Here is an 18,771-nt window from a genome sequence, read left to right as displayed (position 1 = left end):
TTCCTACACGCGGAGCTCGAGCCGTCAGCGGGGAAGGTCGACGACTGACGCACCGCGGTAAGCGGTGGTGGTTTGGCGTTTGGATTTCGTACTCGACTGGGCGCCGGGCCTGTGTTGGGGCTGCACAGGACGAATAAAAGCACCGATTTCACGCATGAGCCTGCAGTGATTCCCAGTTCTTGGTTGCATTGACTTAGTCATGATCTATCCACTCCGGCGGACCAGGGGTTGCAGATGGCCATCGACAAGAAGGATTTCATGCACGGCGCCGCACTTGTGGCGATCGCCGATTCTCCGAACTTCACTGCGCTCAACAAGGCGAGCGTCAAGTACGGCCACTACATCGTGAATCAGGATCGAAACGTCTTCATCAAGTACTGCTCGGCTCCCAGGGTGAACACATGCACCTACGCATTCACGTTCGATGCCGAAGACAAGCAGCGAATCGCGGACACCCTCGGGCGGGGACATGTCTTCGTGGTCATGGTTTGCGGTGAAATGGTGATCACAGCGATCACCGGTGATGACTTTCTTGCGATGGTTGATGTGGATGCCGGCAACAGCAGCGCGCTCACGGTGACCGCCGATCCGGGAAAGCGTTTGCGTGTCGCGAGTCGGTCGACGAATCTTGCACCGATCGCCCGAAACGCCTTTCCTTCCATGGTTCTCTCGTAGCGAGAGCTCGTGATCTGTGTTTGTCGAGGTGATTCCTCGACTGGACCTGTGGATGTCGAGTCTGGCTGTACCAATGGAGATGATGTGAAGAAGAAGCTGGTCCTCGCGGCGGTGACGCTGCTCGTGCCGTTCGGCCTGGCGGCATGTTCGGGTGGAAATGAATCGGAACCGACGGCTACGCCGAGTCCCACGACCTCGGTGGGAACCGTTTCAACGACAACCGCATCGTTGGCACCTGCGCAGACCACAACTCCTGAAGCAGCAGCGATCACTTTCGAGTGCGGCGATCTCACCGCCTACGAATCCGGCACCGCCTTCTACTCGGATGGAAGTGTCGGCTACGAGGAAGCATGCGACACCTACGTTCCCCTGCCGACCACCGAGGCGCCCGCGAAGGTGCTGCAGTACTGCGACTATCCCGGCACCGCCGTCTACACCGACGGCACCTACTCGACGACCGACCCTGCGTGCGCGGCGATGCGGGCCGAGGCAGAAGCACGGAACAACGCCAATACGAATCCGAATCCCGGCGGTGGCTACCCGTACAACCCCGAGGAGGATCGGAACGGCGACGGCGTTGTGAACGGGTACGAACGGTGCGGTGTGCTGTGCGGCGATGCGCCGACCAGCGGTGACATCCAGACCCAGCACGGCTGCGAGCAGGGCTACATCGGGCGGGAGATCTGCGAGCAGTACGGGTGGTGACCCTACGAGGCTGAGGTGAGGAACGATGGCACGGACGGATCCGGCGCTGCAGTCCATTGACGCGCTGCTCACACTCGGTCAGCACGTGCTCGGCATCCCGGCGGCGATTCGCGCGTCGATCGCGGGCGGTGTCGCGGCCGAGATCGAGGGTCGAGTCGACAGGCGTCTTCGTGACATGCCGGTGGAGTCCCTCCGGGATGCGTTGCCGAGGGGCGCCCGGTTGGGAGGGCTCGCTCGCTCCCCATGGCGGACGGTGGCCGATGTCGCGACCGTCGCGCCCCAGATGCTCGCCACAGTTCCGGGGGTCGGTCCCCAGTCCGCCGCGGCGGTTCACCGCGAGGCGGTCGCGCAGCAACAGCGGGTCCGTGCGGAGGTGCGGTACCGGTTGGACGTTGAGGTGAGGGGGGCGGCAGACACCGCGATCCTCATGTCGCTGCTGACGCTGCGTCTGGTGGAGCCGGCCGTCGAGAAGGCCCGCGGTCCGCTCGCCGCACTGCGCACTCAGGTGGATCCGCTTCGTGATCCGGCCCGGCGGGCGAACAGCGCACTGTCGATGTTCTTCGCTGGGCGGGTCAAGCGGCAACAGGCGACTTGGGCGGTGGCGCAGCTGCGTGGGATCACCGCCGATCCGCGCCTGGCGTCGCTCCACTCGTATCTGACGGCGTTGGCGTATTCGCCACCGGTGTTCGCCGATCCGTGGAGTGAGTACGAGCGCGACGCCGCGGCGGTCAACGCGCTACTCAGCCAGTTCGTGGCAATCGGCTCCGACGAGGAAGCGCGTTCCGCGCACGGCTACCTGACGCGGGAGTACGTAGACGAGGCGGATCGCACCTCGCTGGATCGGACCTACCTGAGGTCAAGTCTGCGTGGCTACCAGTCGTTCGGAGCCCAGTACCTTCTCACGCGCAGGAAGGCGATCCTCGGCGACGAGATGGGGCTGGGCAAGACGGTGCAGGCACTGGCCGTCGCCGCTCACCTCGCTGCGGAAGACAAACCGCACACTCTGGTGGTGTGCCCGGCGAGCGTTGTTCGCAACTGGATGAACGAGACGGCGAAGCATACCGAGCTGGTCCCCTGGCAGGTCCACGGCGACGACCGAGAACTGCAGTTCGGCAGGTGGGCGGGGGCGGGCGGGGTCGCCGTCACCACCTTCGACACACTCAAGATGTTGCGTGTTCCAGTGGTGCCGGATTTGCTGATCGTCGACGAGGCGCACTACATCAAGAATCCGTTGGCACAGAGGACGCTCGCAGTCCGCGAGGTCGTCGACTCGGCCGGCCGCGCAGTACTTCTCACCGGAACACCGATGGAGAACCGGGTCTCCGAATTCAAGAACCTCGTCGAGTACCTGCAGCCGACGGTCGCGAAGCGAATTCACGTCCGCGACGGTTTGGCCGGATCGACGTCGTTCAGGAAGACGGTTGCGCCGGTGTACCTGCGCCGCAATCAGGTCGACGTCCTCACCGAGCTTCCGGAGCTGATCGAGGTGGAGGACTGGGTCCTGTTCAACGGCGAGGACGCGGCGGCCTACCGCTCGTCCGTGGGGTCGGGGAACTTCATGGCGATGCGCCGAGCAGCGTATGAGCCGGGGACGCGGGCCGGGTCGGCGAAGCTGGATCGGCTGGTCGAGGTCGTCGAGGAAGCGGAGGAGAACGGGGCCAAGGTACTGGTGTTCTCGTTCTTCCGTGGGGTGCTCGACACAGTGCGGAATGCGCTGCCGGGAACCCTGTTCGGACCGATTACCGGATCGACCGGGACCGCCGAGCGCCAGAGGCTGGTCGACGAGTTCACCGCCCATCAGGGAAGTGCGGTGCTCCTGTCTCAGATCGAGGCGGGTGGCGTCGGGCTCAACATTCAAGCCGCATCAATGGTGATCTTGACGGAGCCGCAATGGAAGCCGAGCACCGAGGCACAGGCGATCGCCCGGGCGCACCGGATGGGCCAGGTTCGGACCGTGCAGGTCCACAGGCTGCTTGCCAAGGAGAGCGTCGACGAACTCATGCGGTCGGTGCTCGCGAAGAAATCGGACCTGTTCGACGAGTACGCGCGACGAAGCCACGCGAAGGAGTCAGATACAGCATCGGTGAACACCTCATGGGACACCGGCGTGGGAGCGACGGAGCGGGATTTCGTGCGAGTTGAGCAGCAGCGCCTGCGCGTAGGCCCGAGCAACTCAGAATAACGAGACCAGATGCAGGCGCCTGTGGAGGACGTCGATCGCCCTGTTTCCGACGGTCTCCGCTGGCGACGTCAGCCGACGCATCGCACATGTGCAGGTCGCAGACCCATACCGCGCGTTACCGACGCCTGGCCGGGTACACCTAGGCGTCCAGTGCGAAGAAGTCCGATACGGTCTCGATCGTGAACTGGTTGCGCAGCTTGCAGGCCGAGTTCTGATTGGCGAAGAGTCCGGCCCGTTGCAGGGCCTGCGTGCGGTCATGGGTGACTATCCAGCGAACTGGGAGCACCCATTCCCTGTAATCCTCGCCGTCCTCGCGATCGGCGATGTCGTGCCTGTAGGTCCCACGCAGGTCCAGCTCCCGGAAGGGGACGCTCTGGCCATCGAGAACGAGCGTGGAGTCGTCCGCCGGCTGTGCAGGACCGGTCACTTCGCCGACCCCGACATATCCGGCCTTCGGAATGTAGGCGAACACGCGGCCACCAATTGGCACCTGCCGCAGAGTCCTGGAGAACCACTGACGCCCACCTGCCGAGACGAATCCGTATCGGCGTGCGTCATCCCAACTGCGAGAGGGCTCTTCACCAAAGCTGACGTACCAGTCCCTGCCGTTCCACCGTGGTTGCTTCTTCGGGCTGGCAGGGCCCCGTCCACCCGGGGTTTCAGCGATGTCGGGGTCGACCAGCCATGTACGCGCGAGATAGCTCCGACCGTCGTCTTCGTAGTAGTCGAAGAACAGGACGTTGATCGGCACGTCGTATCCGCTGGCGAGGTAAGTCACCAGGCGCTCGGTGGAGTCGTCCATGCTCGAGGCGACGACCGTGAGAGTGTGGGTCTCGTTCAGGATGTCGGGAACGCTGGACACTCCAAAGGCCTTGGCGAAAGCCTCGTCGAAGCCGATGTCGACCGAACCGCGTCGGTAGGTGTCAAAGATGTCTCGGACGTCGCTGTCGCTCAGTCCCTGCACCCACGAGCCGTAGTCGAGTACCTGTGCGACCACATCCCGCGGTGTGCGGTCCCGCTTGAGTTCCAGCAGATGGAGGCCGCCCGAGGCGTCGATGCCGAGAAGGTCGACCCGGCCACCGTACGTGGTCGTCACCTGTCGCCCGATGATCATGAGGTCCCGGCCGAGGATCGCGGGGTCGGACTCGACGATCTCCTCGAGCCGGCTCTCGAGCGGCATTCGTGCCGGCACAATCCTGGTCGGCGTTCCGTCCACCCGCCACAACCCGATCTGTACGGCCATGGGCACGTTTCCCTTCTCTATTCCGAGTCTGACTAGCGGTCCATTGCGAAGGCGGCCGTCGGAATGCCTGCACCGGAGGTGGCCAGTCCGCTTGCAAGCCCTTCTCCGGCAGCCCATAGGTAGCGGTCCCACGCGGCCTTGCTACGAACGTCTTCCGGGCCTGGGAAGGAGATACTGCATGCGATCAGGATGGCGGATCCGGTGCCTCCTCGGTCCCACCTGCGGGGTGCACCTTCGCCCGGATACACCAGGACGACTGTCCGTGGGGCGGTGCGGAGATCGGTGACGAGGTGGCTGTAGGCGAACATCTGGTACTGGTCGTCGCGGCTGGGGGCGCTCGCCTCGTTGCGGATCTTGTATTTCGCGTCCACGATCCAGAATTCGTCGGAGGAGCCGGCGAGAAGATCCGGGTACGTGCGCGACCGGACGCCTTCGACTGCACCGATCCACGGATCTTCGACCATGTCGCGGTCGATCTTCGTCTGGGGGAGAACGAAGTCGAAGCCGAGCGGGCGCATAGCCTCTTCGACGATTCGTTCCCACAGCTTGTCGGTGCGGACGGACAGTTCGAAGGTCTCGGTGCGGTGGGTGTCGGCGGCTGAAGCGACCACTTCGACGTGCGAGAGGATCGCGAGGCTCATCGCGAGCGCCGATGCCCAGGCGAGGTCCAGACGGCTGAGGCGCAATCGTGGACCTTCCAACAACGCCCGATGTATCGGCACCGACTCGACTTCCGCCAGCAGGCGGCGTAGCCCGACGGCGTCGTGTCGGAGGCGCGGCTGTGAGAGTTCGCCGGAGAACACCGACATCGACGTCTCGCCCCCCGCGATGCGGTCCAGGGCTGCACACACGATTCCCAGCAGCACCGTGGATTCGGTTAGCTCGGAATAGTGGCACAGGATGTGGGGGTCCCCGGTTAGGGTGTATCGCCCGAGACTGCTGGGGTCGGCGCGACCCCGGATGACGGGGTGTACCCGACTGACGGCGCGGTAGCCGCGGCGAGCGCCGGACAGTCGGTTCCCGACCTCGGTGAGGAAGCGTCGATAGAGGATGGGGCGATGTAGCGGCGAGCGCGCGGTGCCCGAGGTGAGGGTGTCGATCTGCGGCTGCAGGAGATCGAGTCGTTCGAAGAGTCTCAGCAGATCCGTTGTCGCGGAGCCGTCGACGCTGTTCGTATCGTTCGGCTGGAGCGGATCCACGGCCGGCTGCAGGAGTGCGTCACCACCGGAGTCTGGGTCGGTATGGGCACGGCGTAGGCAGGTACGAAGCAGGCCTTCCAACGCGGGGTCGTCATCGACGTGGAGCCGGTCCGTCTCGAACAGCACGATGTCATGGTGTGCGCGCGGACTGTGAGCGTGGCCAGGCCGTAGGTGGGGGAGACGGTTGGCGGGCCTCCACGCCTTCGGGGCGACGGTCAACGTCATCTGGGTCGCACGGTTCCCGGCCGCGATCACTCCGATGCGGGATCCCCGTGGGGATGCCGCGACCGTCAGACTCACGCGTCGACCACTCTCGCTCCTCGGGACAGTCCGATGCCCTCGACTGCGAGCCGCACGCCGATGCTTTCCGTCAAGTAGTCGTCCAACCGCGAAAGTGCCTCGACCGCTGCTTCTCGAGTGTCGGGATCGACCTCAGGGTGGTGATCGAACCAGGTCGCCCGGGCGAGAGGATCGAGCAGATCCTCGGCGTTGAACGACCGAGTCGAGTCGATCAGCTGGGGCAGGATCGTGAAGCGCCAATGCCTCGACATGGTCGTCAGCGGATCGTGGCCGGTGTTCGTGGAAAGAGTATCGGCGATGGCGTGAAGGTAGGAGTGCCCCAGGAGGGAGTCCGGTCCGAGTGCCGGGCGCAGTGCTGCCTCGTTCACCGCATGGAGGGCGTCAGCGCCGTCCTGGAACAGGGTGCGGACCTCCTCTGTGATGTGCCCCGGGAGCGTCACCGTGGTGAGCGCGGGTTCGATCCGGTGGAACGCGAACCGGCGTCGTAGGGCGGCGTCGAGTGGCGCGACTGAGCGGTCGGTGGTGTTCGTGGTCGCAACTACGTAGACGTTGTCGGGGACGAAGAAGATTCGTCCCGAGTAGGGGAGGCGCGCGGTTGTCTTCGCGTGCCACTGCGAGGCGGTGGCGTCTCCATCGGACGTCCGCCCGGAGTAGGACGCCCGTTTCGAGGGCTCCAGGGTGAGCAGGAGGTCACCGAACACGCTCGGGATGTTGCACCGGTTCAGCTCGTCGATGAGGACCAGCACGTCCTTGTCGGGGTTGGCGGATGCCCGCCTGCACACATCGACGAAAAATCCATCGGCCACGGCGAATCCGGTGGAGGCGGGAGGATCTTCGTCGAAGTACCGCACGGTCTGCGGTGCCGGCCCTGTCGGCCGCAGGCCCTCGACGAAATCCTCGTACGACGAGCTCGGGTGCATCACCATCGTGGCGAAGTCTTGGCCGTCGATCTGGAGGAGTTTGCGCCGGGTGCGGGAGGTCCAGTGATTCGCAATTTGCTGGAGTGCGTAGGTCTTTCCGGTACCTGGCACCCCTTCGAGGACGACATTCCTGAACGTGAGGAGTGCGTCGAGGATCGGATTCTCGACAGGAGCAGGCTCGCTCGAGGACGGTGGTACGTACGTGGATCGGTGCGTCGGTTCGAATGCAAAGAGATCTGGGATTCGGGCATCGAGGAACTCGAGGAACGCGAGAGTGTAGTCGTCCTCGATCTCATTGAGGTACTGCTCTTTGGTCTTGCCATTTCGGTCGAATGGTGACGCCGCGGTCACGGAGTCGGGCAACTCCTGTCGGGCGATGGGTTCGTTCAGGACGTGGTAGTCGACAGCGCATACGAATCCGTCGGACGAGGGCAGGGCTCCCGAAGGGTTCGGTCCTTTTCCGGGCTTGCCCGCCACCCTGCCGATGGCGACGATCTTGCCGTAAGCGTTGTGAATCACCATCTGGCCTGGCCGGAGGCGTTCGACATTGGACCAATGCTTGAGAGTCCTGCCGTCCGATGTGACCTCGCTCGCCCAGAGGTAGCCACCCGAGCACTCGTCCTTGAAGCTGCCGCCCTGGTTGACCCACCACAGGCCCCTGAACTCAACAACGTCTACGCCCAGCGTCCTGAGGCGCGAACGGGCGTCGTCGGTGACGAACGTGTCGTACGCGAGCGGTTCCCCGGCCGCGTACTTGTGTGCAACACCGATCAGGGCCTTCGGGTCGTAGAACTTGCCGCGCCGCCGAACGAGATACCCGGTCGCCGGCTTGAACTTGTACGTCTTCAGCATGGTCCGCCGGTCCGAAGCATCGAACTCGGCGATCGCACTCTCGATATGGTCCAACTCGATTTCGCTGATCACTGTTCGGTCCCCAACAGCTCAGACTTCTTCCCACTCCACGTAACCACCAGCGCGTCCCGCGCCCGGCTTGCCGCGACGTACAGCAGCGACCGCTCGCGCAGGAGTGCCTCGTCGCGTTCTTCTTCGGGAACGGAGCGCAGTGTCGCCGCAGACGGGACGTGGGAGTTGTCGATGCCGGCGAGGACGACGCGAGAGAACTCCATGCCTTTGGACCGGTGCATTGTGAGGACCTGCACGTGCCCGGTGGTGGCGGGGTTGCTGTCCAAGGCTCGTGCGTCGATGCCGCGTTCGCCGAGTGCCCGCACGAATTGGCTGCGGTCGTTCTGGCCGCGGGTGAGGACGGCGATCGTCGACTTGTCCACGCCTTCGTCGATCCACGACTGGACGAGTTCGGCCACCTTGTCGAGTTCGTCTGCCGCAGAGTCGCATTTGAGGAGTTCCGGGTCGGGGCCGAGGCGGGCGGAGCGGTACTCCGCCGTCGACTCCTCGCCCTGCTCGAGGTCCTTGTACTCGGCGCCGGACAGGATGCTCACCGCGAAGTGCAGGTTCTGTGCGGTGGTGCGGTAGTTGAGCGTCAAGCGCCGCGAGCGCCCGACGATCTTGATCCCGAAGCGGGACAGAACGATCGGCTGACCGTAGATCCGCTGATGTGAGTCTTCGGCGATGAACAGGTCGTTCGGGCCCTCGGCGACCAGGTTCCGCAGGAGCGCCCAGTGGGTGGCGTGCAGGTCCTGCGCCTCGTCCACGAGCACGTGGTCGGCGAGGAAGTCCTTGCCGGATTCGGCGCGCAACCGGAGGTGCTCGGCGGCGAGGGCCAGGATCTCGGGGAAGCTGAGGCTACCGTCCATTCGGCTCTGTCGGCGGTACGCATCGACCAACTTCCACACCGCGATCCGCTGGGGCCGGCTCAACCGCACTCCGCGACCGGGGCGAGCGACCTTCGCGTACTGCTCGAGAGTGGTCACACGGTTTGCGAGAATGACTGCTACGTACTCATTTTCGAGGAACCCGGGCGTGGCGAGTTTGGTGTCGAGGCCGCTGTTGACGGACTGTGAGACGTCACGCCACACCTTGTCGGAGTTGGTCCGGAGGTGGGTGAGATCAACTCCGCGGTGGCCGAGCACGGCCTCGGCGGCGTCGGCGATGTCCCCGGCCTGGCTCAGTACGGCATTGCCGACCGCGTCGATGCCGGCCACGTACACACCCGGTTCGCCGAGCCGATCCACGATCTTGACCTCGGGATCGAGGGTCTTGAGCGCGGCCTTGAGGTCGGCGGCGAGGGTCTTGTTGTAGGTGGTCAACACGATCCGCGCGGCAGGGTCGGCCTTCGCCAGGCGACGGGCCCTGTGGATCGCGACAACGGTCTTGCCGGTGCCGGCGCCACCCGACAGTCGGAAGGCACCGTTGTGGTTCTGCTCGACATACTTGCGCTGTTCCGGGTGCAGGAATGTGCGCCACGCCGCGAAATCTCCGCCCTCGATGATGCGGCGGAGCTCCTCGTCGTCCTCGACGAAGGTGAACTGCATCTTCGAGGCCGGCTGCTCGAGCGCCTTGAGGATCTGCTCGTCCTCGTCGAGGGTCTCGTCGACCGGGCTGTCGGTGAATCCGTGCTTCTCCCGGATGGTGTCGATGTGGAGGCCGGTCGCGAGGTCGAGGAGTGCGCTGCCCTGCCAACCGACCGCGTTCGCCGCGATGTCGAGGAGGGTGTCCTCGTCGGGTGCGGCGAGCGCGCGTTCCGCCAGGTCGGCGTCGAGGCCCAGACGCTCGGTGAGGTCGGCGAGGCTGAAGCGTTCGGCGAGATACGACTTCGGCTCCCGCTTGAGCGCTCGATCCAGCTCACCGCGCGGATCGGGGACAACTGTGCGCTTCTTCCGGTCGTCGTCGCCGTCGAGTTCACCGATGATGCCTTCGAGGACGCCGTTGATCGGGTTGACCCGGAGTCGTGACCGTTCCGCCAGCTTGTTGGCCTCGTCGTGCGGCCAGGTTCCCATGTAGATGAACGTGGGGTCGTCGCCGAGCTTGTCTTCGATCTTGAACATGATCGCGCGGAAGTGCAGGTCCACCCGCCCGGTTCGGACCCGCGGGTCGACTGCGGCGTTGATCGGCTCGATGTGGAGTCCGGGGGCGGTGTGGTCGGCGGAGAGCTTCTCGATGAACGCCCAGACCTTGTCCTTGGTGTTCTTGTCGAGCTTCTTCATCGCCTTGGTGTTGGATGCGATGACCAGATTCGCCACTTACGACACTCCATTCTTCATCGCTGCCGCGATCTGTTCGGCATCCGGTGGGCACAGTGTCCATCCGGCTTCGGACATCGTATTTGCCGTGTCGTCGTCGGGGTCGAGAAGCACCCCGATGCGGACGTCGTCCCATGCGAAGTCCACGACCTCGCCGTTGTCGGTCTCGTAGCCGACGGTCGGCAGGGGCAGGTCGGCCGCGGCGAGTGCGATCACCAGCTGCTTCTCGGCGTCCGAGACGGTGGAGTCGAACACGGCCTTCCACTCCGGGGTGAGATCGGCGTCCGGCTTCGCGGCGGGGCCGCCGATGCCGGCCTCGATCAGGCTGAGGGTGGTCACCAGGTGGTTGCTGCTCAGTCCGAGCCAGTTGGATAGCCGCAGCCATTCCTTCCAGGCCCGGCCGTCGAGGATCTCGAGCATTTCGTCGCGGTCGTCGACGACGAGGACCGCGTTGATCGTCCGGGTGCCGTGGAGCATCGCGGCAGCAATGGACAGGGGGCCGTCGGTGTGGAACCAGCACATGTCGGTGCCCTCGCCGAACGACGCAGGGGCGCTGTCAAGGAGAGCCACTGCGTTGTCTGTGATGGACGAACCGTCACCCTTGCTGCGATTGTCCGCGCGCACCAACGTCATCGGCAGCCACTTGCCGACTGATTCCCATGCTTCGCGGTCGGGGTCGGTGATGAATGCCAGCAATGCGGTAATCGGGTCGGCCGCGAGCTGCTTCACGATCGCCGGACGCAGCTGGCCGGCCTTCATGGCGGTCGACGATCCGTTCTCGGTAAGCCACGCGGGCTTCGCCGTCTCGCCGTCCTTGAACCGCTGCAGGTCCTCGTGACCGAATGACCACACCATGTGCCCGCTGGCGCGGAGGATCGCGCGTTTGGCGGCGTCGTCGGCGACGCGGTTGCAGCCGGGGACGGCGTGGAACTTCCGACCGTCGGCGAAGATCGCGATCCGCGGGACCTCGGAGTCGTTGGTCGCGAGTTCGAAATCGGGCTTCGAGTTCGCCATGTGCACCTGCGGGGTGAGCTTCCAGGTGCGGATCTTCTTGCCGGGCAGCGTGATCGTCGCGGACGGGCCGTAGGTTCCGGGCGTCTCCTTCACCGTGGCGCCCATCGCGCGCAGTCGCTCCACGAAGGCGACGTAGAACTCCTTCTCCAGCGGCGATTCCAGAGGTTGCATCGGTGTAGCGCGCTCCTCGGTTACGGCGGACAGCCACCAGTTCAGGTCGGGCCCGGCGTCCCCGTCCACGCCGAGTAGGTGGTCGAGCACCCGCAGCGCGGTCGTGCGGGAGACCCGGTCCAGCTCGTGCGGCGGTGCGAACGGCAGCAGGCACTTGTGGCAGGCGAGCCGGTCGTGGTCGGCGCAGTCGCAGTCGCGCACCACGGTGCGGGCGGCGTCGAGCACCGCCCACACCTTCGCCGGGTCGGCGAACTCGGCGAGGTAGCCGGTGCCGCCGGGGACGGTGTCGTGGATCAGCAGTGCCCGCTGGCTGGGGGCGTGCAGGGCGTCGGTGATGGTGGCGACGTCGAGGTGCTCGGGGGAGCCGCCGATCACCTGCCTCAGGCCGAGCAGGATCGCCGCGCTGAGGCTGGGGTGCGCGAACAGGTCGTACTCGAGCGAGCGGGGCAGGTGCAGCAGCACACCCTGGGTGCGAAGCGACCGGGCGAGGGCGATCTCGCGGACGTGCTCGGTGGCCGCGTTGCGGTGCCGGCACCAGCTGCGGTGCTCGTAGCGGCTGTTGCGCCCGGCGGACTTGTCGAGCTGCCCGCAGGACGAACACACCCGGAACAGTCCGGTGGTGGTCTCCTGTCCGGCGATGGTGCGGGTGCCGCCCTGCGAGGTGCGCCGGCCCATATTCAGCCAGCGAACGTCCATGCGGCGCAGGTACTCCGCACCGAACTCCAGGTCCTCGACGAACCAGGACCGGTCCACGTTGACGGGGTCGATGTCGGCGGCGGTGACGACGGTGAACGACTCCTTGTGCCGTTCGTCGCGGGAGTCGTTGATGGACGCCTCGTCCCGGCGGACCTCCGCGGACACCCGCGCCATCTCCACCACCTGCAGCTGCTGGCTGACGTCGGCGATCGCGCCGGTCCCGCAGCGCGGGCACGCGGTGACGGTCGGCGGTTCCTCCCCGGCGAGGGTGATGCCCGCCCACCCGCACTGCGGGCACAGCCGCCAGGTGTGGATGTTGGATTCACCGGCACCGAGGTCGACGGCGTCGATCCGGGCGGCCAGGCCCTGCGCGTAGAAGGTGGCGCCGGGCGCGAGTTCGGTGAGCGCGACCCGGGAGCCGCGCTGGTAGCTGGTGGCCTCGCCCATGTACTGGTTGGTGTCGGGGTCGATCCAGGTGACACCGACGTCGAGGGTGACGGAGTCGTCGAGCAGCGTGTAGTTGGGCAGCACCCCGTAGCGTTCGAGGACGCTGATCCAGTAGTCGTCGGTGAGGTCGTGGATCTGCCCGCCGAGCAGCCGCAGCGAGCCCTGCGCGGACCGCAGGTCGCGTCGGTCGTCGTCGGTGGCGGCGGGCGCGAACGCGCGACGTTCGAACTCCGGCATCTCCGCTTCGACGGCGGCGCGGCGCGCGGTGAGTTCGGTGAGGTCGCGGTTCCAGCGGTGCACCGCCTCCCGCAGGTCCGTGACGAGTCCGCTGGGGATGCCATCGGCACTGGGGGTTGCCCAGGCGCGCAACGTGTCCCGGGTGTGGTCGTCGAGGACGTCGCCGAACTGGGCGAGGAAGCCGTCGACGAGCGCGTCGGGGTCGGTGCTCACCGCGGCGAGGAGGTCGGCCATCCAGCTGCCCGGGTCGAAGCTGCCGAGCACGGCGCGGGCGCCGTGGGGCGCGACGGTGCCGGGGTCACGGGCGAGTCGGTCGATGACGTGCGCGACGTATTGGCGTTGCAGGATCTCCTCGGCGGTGAGGAAGGTGGCGGGCGGGCGGACGTCGCCCTGGATCACCGACGTCGGGTCGTACAGCTTGGGCAGGTGTTCGCCGCGGCCGCGGACGAACGCGAGGACGAGGGAGTTGCCGGTGAGGCGTCCGGCGCGGCCGACGCGTTGCAGGTACGAGGAGACGGTGCGTGGCAGCGACCCGAGCATCACCGTGGACAGGTCGCCGATGTCGATACCCATTTCGAGGGTGGGCGTGGCGACGAGGACGTTGGGAGCCTGCGGGTCGGCTCCACCGCGTTTGAACGCGGTCTCGTAGCCGAGCCGGGTCGCGGTGGGCAGCAGCGAAGTGTGTTCGCGGGCGACGACGCGTTTCATCTCGGCGCTGTCGTAGAGCCGGCGGTAGAAGTTCTGCGCCTTCGGTGCGCGGGCCAGGGTGCCGGGGCAGCGGACCAGAAGGCAGGGCGCGTCGTCGAGTTCGTCGACGACGGTGACGCTGCCGGGGGTCGGGGTCTGGCAGACGCTGCACACCAACAGGTGCCGGCCGGCGGCGAGGTCGTCGTCGGCGGGGGCGGACACGACGACCGCGGCGGCCGGGAGGGCGTACGCGGTCAGGCCGCTCTCGGTGAGAACCGCCGTGAGCACCCGCTGCTCGGCAAGGACCGAGAACAGGGAGCGGGCGAGGAAGCTGCCGTCGAACGGCGACACGCCCAGGCACTGCGACGCCCACCGCGCGTACCAGGACGATGCCGCGGTGATCGCGTCGAATCCCTCGGGGACGGAGCGTGATCCGACGGCGGGGAACGCGGGGGCGGGCCGGCCCTTCGGGAAGGCGGGCATGCCCTCACCCTTGGGGCGGGCGCCCCACACCCAGCGTCGGTTGGCGTCCTTCTCGACGTACTTGCGCAGCCACGGGTGGTGGATGGCGCCGCGGGTGCGGACGCGTTCGACGGTGCCGCGCACCCAGCGGGTGATTGCCGCGGCGTCCGGCGGGGTGAGCGTGAGTTGGTGTTCGGTGGCGTTGAGGGCGGCCCGGCCGAGCCGGACGGGCCGCTCGCTGCCGCCGAGGTCCACTTCGGCGACGGCGCTGCCGGTGAGTTCGAGGGTGCGGCCGAGCCGGGACTGCAGCCCGAATTCCAGGTCGATGTCGAACTCGAGGCGGCGCAGCACCTTCGCGGCCGCCTTCTTGCGCGCCGCGGTGGATGCGTCTGGCTTCCAGAACGGGGTGAACTCGTCGTGCTCGACGATGTCGGGGGCGAGGAGATGGTAGCGGCGGGCCGGGTCGTCGCCGGCGCGGGAGACGACGGCCTCGCACAGCTCCGGCAGCGTGAGGTTTCCGTCGCCGATGGCGCTGCGGAGGGTGGAGCGGAGACTGAGGGTGTGGGAGCGGGCCTGGACGAAGCCGGCGCGGTGCGCGGCGTCCTGCACGCTGTCGGTGAACATCAACGCCTTCTTCTCGTCGGCGTCGAGGCGGGCGTCACCGAACAGGTTCGACAGGGTCACCGAGAGCTGGGTGGCGACGGCGCTGCCGAGGAAGCGGATGCCGTCGGCGGCGCCGCAGGCGGGGCACATGTCGTTCTTGGAGTTCTCCTCGACGTTCTCGCCGGTGAGCGTGAGGACGGGGAGGACCTTGCCTTCGAGTTCGTCGGTGCTATCCGGGTCGGGCGCGGTGTCTGAGATCTCGCGGTCGTCGATGCGGAACCAGCGCAGGCCCTCGATCTCCTCGTCGGGCCGGGAGGCGGCGAGCAGAGCTTCGGCGGGCGCGGAGAGAAGGGCCCGGAAACGGGAGGCGCCGGCGGCGTGGTCGGCGCGGATGGATTCGTCGGTGACGTCGAGGGTATGGCCGGTGGGGGCGAGGCGGGCACCCCACCCGGAGCGGCCGCAGTGTCGGCAGAACACCGCCGGCAGGTGCATGACGTCGCCGTCCTCGTGGACGCCGTCGTCGGACCAGCGGTAGGTGGTGTTCGTGGCGACGGCGCGGTCGATGCGGGAGAGTTCCCGAATCCACAGGTGCACATCGACGTTCAACGCTGCCCGGCCGATCTCGGCGCGGAGGTGGGACAGCGCGGCGAAGAGGTAGTCGAGGAAGCGCTGCTGCGCGGTGCGGACGCGGCGAGTGTCGCGTTCGGTGGCGGGGACGTCGAACAGGGCGCCGGCGAGGTCGGCGAGGGAGATCGCGTCGACGGCGTGGTCGAGGAGGCGGGCCAGCAGCGGATGTGCCTTGAGCAGGTGCAGTTGCTCGGCGGGCGTGAGGGAGCGCAGGTCGGTGGGGGTGAGGCGGAGGTCGGTGTCGAGGTCGTCGGTGGCCGCGAACAGCTCGGTGCGTTCGAAGACTTTCGCACGCTCGAACAGTTCGGAGAGCACCGCGGTGGTCAGAGCGGCGTTGGTGGGCGAGCCGGCGGCGAGCTCGTCGAGGCGTGCGGCGGCGTCGGCAACGGTCGGGGTGATCGGCCGGTAGAGCCGGTCGAGGGTGGTGTCGCGGTCGGCGAGCCAGTCGGCGGCGGTGAGGCGGGTTTCGCCGATGACGGAGTCCGCATCGAACTTCTCGCCGAAGACGGTGTGCGCGAAGTCGAGCATGGCGGTGGGTTCGGCCTTGGAGCCGAGGGTCGCGGAGGTGGCGACGGGGGTGATGCGGCCGAGGGGGCGGGCGCGATCGTCGTCGGTGACGTCAGAGCTGTCGGTCCAATGAGCTTTGACGGTGAGACCGAGGCGACGCAGCAGCATCGCGACATCGGTGCCTTGTGCGCCGTCGTAGGTGTGGAACTCGTCGAGGACGACGTATTGCAGCGAGTCGGCGGAGAGGCGCCAGATGTCGGCTCGGTCGGGGTGCAGCAGCAGGTGGTCGAGCATCTTGTAGTTGGTGAGCAGGATGTCCGGGGGAGCGGCGTGCATCAGCGAGCGGTCAGTGATGAGGCCCTCGTCGGTGACTTTGGTGCGTCCGCCGGTGGATTGTTCGCCGGTGTAGAGGCCGGCGGAGACACCGGAGAGCTCGGGGTGTTCGGCAATGAGGCGGGCGAGGCGTTCGGCCTGATCGTTGGCAAGCGCGTTCATCGGGTAGAGGATGAGCGCCTTCATCCCGGTGACACCGGCGGCCTTGGCTCGGAGGACGTGGTCGAGGATCGGGTAGAGGAACGCCTCGGTCTTTCCGGAGCCGGTGCCGGTGGTGACGAGCGTCGGCTGCGGGCGGTCATGGAATTTCGTGGACAACCGCTCGAACGCGGCGGCCTGGTGGCCGTAGGGCGTGAATCCCGTTGGCCACCAGTCCAGGTGCATGCCCCAGTTCCCGCCCGCCGGCCCGAATGGCAGGCGCAGGCGAACGTAGGGTCCTTTGAACATCCCGGTGTCGGGGTGACCGACGAAGTCCGACAGGGCACCCTGGGCATCGGGGTCGGTGAGAGCGAACGTTGTCGCTAGGTAGTCGGTGAGGCCCTCGCGAAGGCGGTTGGCCTGGAGTGTGGGTAGCAGCGCTCCCATTGTCGACGGCTCCTCGGGTTCGGGATTCGCATGTACGCGGTTGTATGGTGTACGCCTGCTACGACATCATTTACTTACTGTCCACTGTCGGCCGCACAGGAATCGCACAGACGATCGCAAGTTTCCAACATTGGTCGCGAGCGAGGGCGAGCGACTACGACCACATGCTGCTCGCCATCGCCGGCGTCCACCACACTCGGATTTGCGGTTCGATGGTGATGCGCTGTTTGTACTTCAAATCCAGCTACTCAGAATTGTTTTCTCGGATTACGTGACTCTTCGTCGCATCTTCGATCAATTCGACCATCGCCGAGAGTCGCTGCCTCAGGAACAGGTCGTAGTCGTCGTTGAGTATCCCGCTTGACGGACTCGCGTCGATTGCGTGTGATTCAAGCACCGCCAGAACCTTGTCCTTATCATGTACAGCCGTGATGCTTTGGAAATATTGGCTGGGAGCTTTCCTGCCGATTATCTTATTGGTCTCGCTATCGATTAGGGCGCGATTGAGGATTAGTTCACTATATTTTGTGTCGTTCAAGAATGCTTTTGGGAAGATGTGATGAGAATCAATTCGACGATCGATGGCACGCTGTGGGGAAATCTTCTGTGCGGAATGAAAATCCTTGGCGCCAGACTTGGTGGTGAGTGCCATAATTCCAGCGTGAAGGGCCTTTCGGCGAACATTTGCGCGTAGAAGTGTTGAGTCTGTCAATTGGAAGCTATCGACAGCTTCAGGTGCCGCCGCTTCTTTATTGTGCAGCCATTCTTTGAGCTTAATATAGTCGGCGCCAGCCTGACTGTTGGCGCCCTGGTCAAAGTTGGTCATGAACGTCGTGCACCAGAAGTACCGGCTCAACCGATCCAATGCGCCACTTCGTTCCAAAGGCTTTAGCGCGGCTATTTCCTGCCAAACTGCGGCCATCGGCACCAGCAGCATGCTGTAGGGGAGCCATCGACGAGCGATCACTCCATGCTCGGTTCGAAGCATGTCCAAGACATCCGCGGTTCCAGTGACAACAGGTTGCCAGTGCTCGCTGATATCTTCGGCGGTGATTTTCGTCAATACATCGGCGCGCTGGGCGGAGTTTCGAGCACGAAGCGATACCGCTTGCAGGAGCGAGTATGGTTCGATCCCGTAGTCTTCAAATAGGGGATATGCCTGGACAGCCTCATCCCACAAGTCGCGCATTCGGATCTTCTTCGGAAACAGACGGGCTGTGACGAGATCAAATGCGCCGAGCGGTTTACCTGTTCGGTTCAGGGTTTCGAAGATGTTGCACACTGCTTCGAGTGGTGTTGTCGCAGGCAAGGTTACGACGGGGAATCCATAGCTGCGAAGCGGTACTAGGTAGGAGTCGCGCAAGGCGCGCATTCTCCGCTTGATCTGCGATTCCGGATCTGCATCTGTTTCGTTTCTGCGGGCGTAGTCGTCGAGCCACTCGTCGAACTTTGATATATCTTCGAGTGGGAAAAGGTGATTCTCGAACTGATAATCGCGACTTGTCGGATCGAATTTCAAATTCCCGGAAAGGTCATAGCAAGCCAAGGCGCTGTCGAAGTTAATTTCATGGACCTCGAGCACGTCTCCGTCGGAACCGATGAAATCTGTCAATCTGGCGAAGTATCTCTCGTCGGTGCTACCCGTGAGGGCTCGGTAAAGTGAGGTCAGACGCTGCTGACCGTCAAGTACAAGTTCATCCGGAGTATGTCCATTCAGGATCGGTGCGCCGTCAAATTCGCGTGCAGCAAAGATGAGCTCGGTACTTTGTTTCCAGAAAAGTAGGGTTCCTGCTGGAAACCGCGACATTACACTCCGGAGGAGCTCCATAGTGGCGCGTGAGTCCCAGACGAAATCTCGTTGAAAGTCAGGCAGGGCTACGTCCCGGTCGTGGATACGTTGGATTAGGTTGTTGATGAGTTTCGGGTTCGATTCAAAAACTGGGTCTGCGGCGTATGCGGATGTCATTCGTGCCTCATTCCTATCTGCTCAGTCTCGTGGGACTGTCTGATATCTTGGGTG

9 protein-coding genes are annotated in these 18,771 nt (G+C 65.2%); 3 read left to right on the top strand and 6 right to left on the bottom strand.

Annotation, left to right across the window (positions count from 1 at the left end; all coding sequences use genetic code 11):
* The first annotated feature begins 234 nt into the window (after positions 1–234).
* From ACWEPG_RS21595 to ACWEPG_RS21585, 3 genes are all read left to right on the top strand, one after another.
* The gene (locus ACWEPG_RS21595; protein ID WP_452595267.1) at positions 235–675 is read left to right on the top strand and encodes a hypothetical protein; all 441 of its coding nucleotides are present in this window, start codon (positions 235–237) and stop codon (positions 673–675) included.
* Between the two features lie 84 nt (positions 676–759).
* Entirely contained in the window at positions 760–1,380 is a 621-nt protein-coding gene (locus tag ACWEPG_RS21590) for a hypothetical protein (RefSeq protein ID WP_452595266.1), read from the top strand.
* A 25-nt stretch (positions 1,381–1,405) separates the two neighbouring features.
* Positions 1,406–3,562 carry a DEAD/DEAH box helicase gene (locus ACWEPG_RS21585; RefSeq protein WP_452595265.1) on the top strand — a complete coding sequence of 719 codons (2,157 nt, stop codon included), beginning with the start codon at positions 1,406–1,408 and terminating at the stop codon, positions 3,560–3,562.
* 139 nt (positions 3,563–3,701) lie between these two features.
* Here the strand turns inward: ACWEPG_RS21585 and ACWEPG_RS21580 are convergent, their stop codons facing one another.
* The 6 genes from ACWEPG_RS21580 to ACWEPG_RS21555 all read right to left on the bottom strand — a co-directional run bounded on the left by ACWEPG_RS21580 (position 3,702) and on the right by ACWEPG_RS21555 (position 18,717).
* On the bottom strand, positions 3,702–4,658 hold the full coding sequence (locus ACWEPG_RS21580; RefSeq protein WP_452595264.1) for a hypothetical protein: 957 nt from the start codon (positions 4,656–4,658) through the stop codon (positions 3,702–3,704).
* Positions 4,659–4,837: 179 nt separating this feature from the next.
* On the bottom strand, positions 4,838–6,130 hold the full coding sequence (locus ACWEPG_RS21575; protein WP_452595263.1) for a 5-methylcytosine restriction system specificity protein McrC: 1,293 nt from the start codon (positions 6,128–6,130) through the stop codon (positions 4,838–4,840).
* A 170-nt stretch (positions 6,131–6,300) separates the two neighbouring features.
* Positions 6,301–8,148: an McrB family protein gene (locus tag ACWEPG_RS21570; protein WP_452595262.1), complete on the bottom strand. Its 1,848-nt coding sequence runs from the start codon at positions 8,146–8,148 to the stop codon at positions 6,301–6,303.
* A complete protein-coding gene (locus tag ACWEPG_RS21565) occupies positions 8,145–10,382 on the bottom strand; it encodes a 3'-5' exonuclease (RefSeq protein WP_452595261.1) in 2,238 nt (745 codons plus the stop codon). Before ACWEPG_RS21565 ends, ACWEPG_RS21570 begins: the two co-directional genes overlap by 4 nt.
* Complete coding sequence (locus ACWEPG_RS21560; protein WP_452595260.1) at positions 10,383–16,751, bottom strand: DEAD/DEAH box helicase; 6,369 nt, start codon at positions 16,749–16,751, stop codon at positions 10,383–10,385. It lies immediately after the preceding gene.
* Between the two features lie 244 nt (positions 16,752–16,995).
* Complete coding sequence (locus tag ACWEPG_RS21555) at positions 16,996–18,717, bottom strand: GmrSD restriction endonuclease domain-containing protein (RefSeq protein ID WP_452595259.1); 1,722 nt, start codon at positions 18,715–18,717, stop codon at positions 16,996–16,998.
* Positions 18,718–18,771: the final 54 nt, after the last annotated feature.

The organism is Rhodococcus sp. NPDC004095 (genome assembly GCF_053604015.1).
The sequence above is the reverse complement of the archived record's forward strand: the minus strand, read 5'-3'. Positions and strand labels throughout refer to the sequence as shown.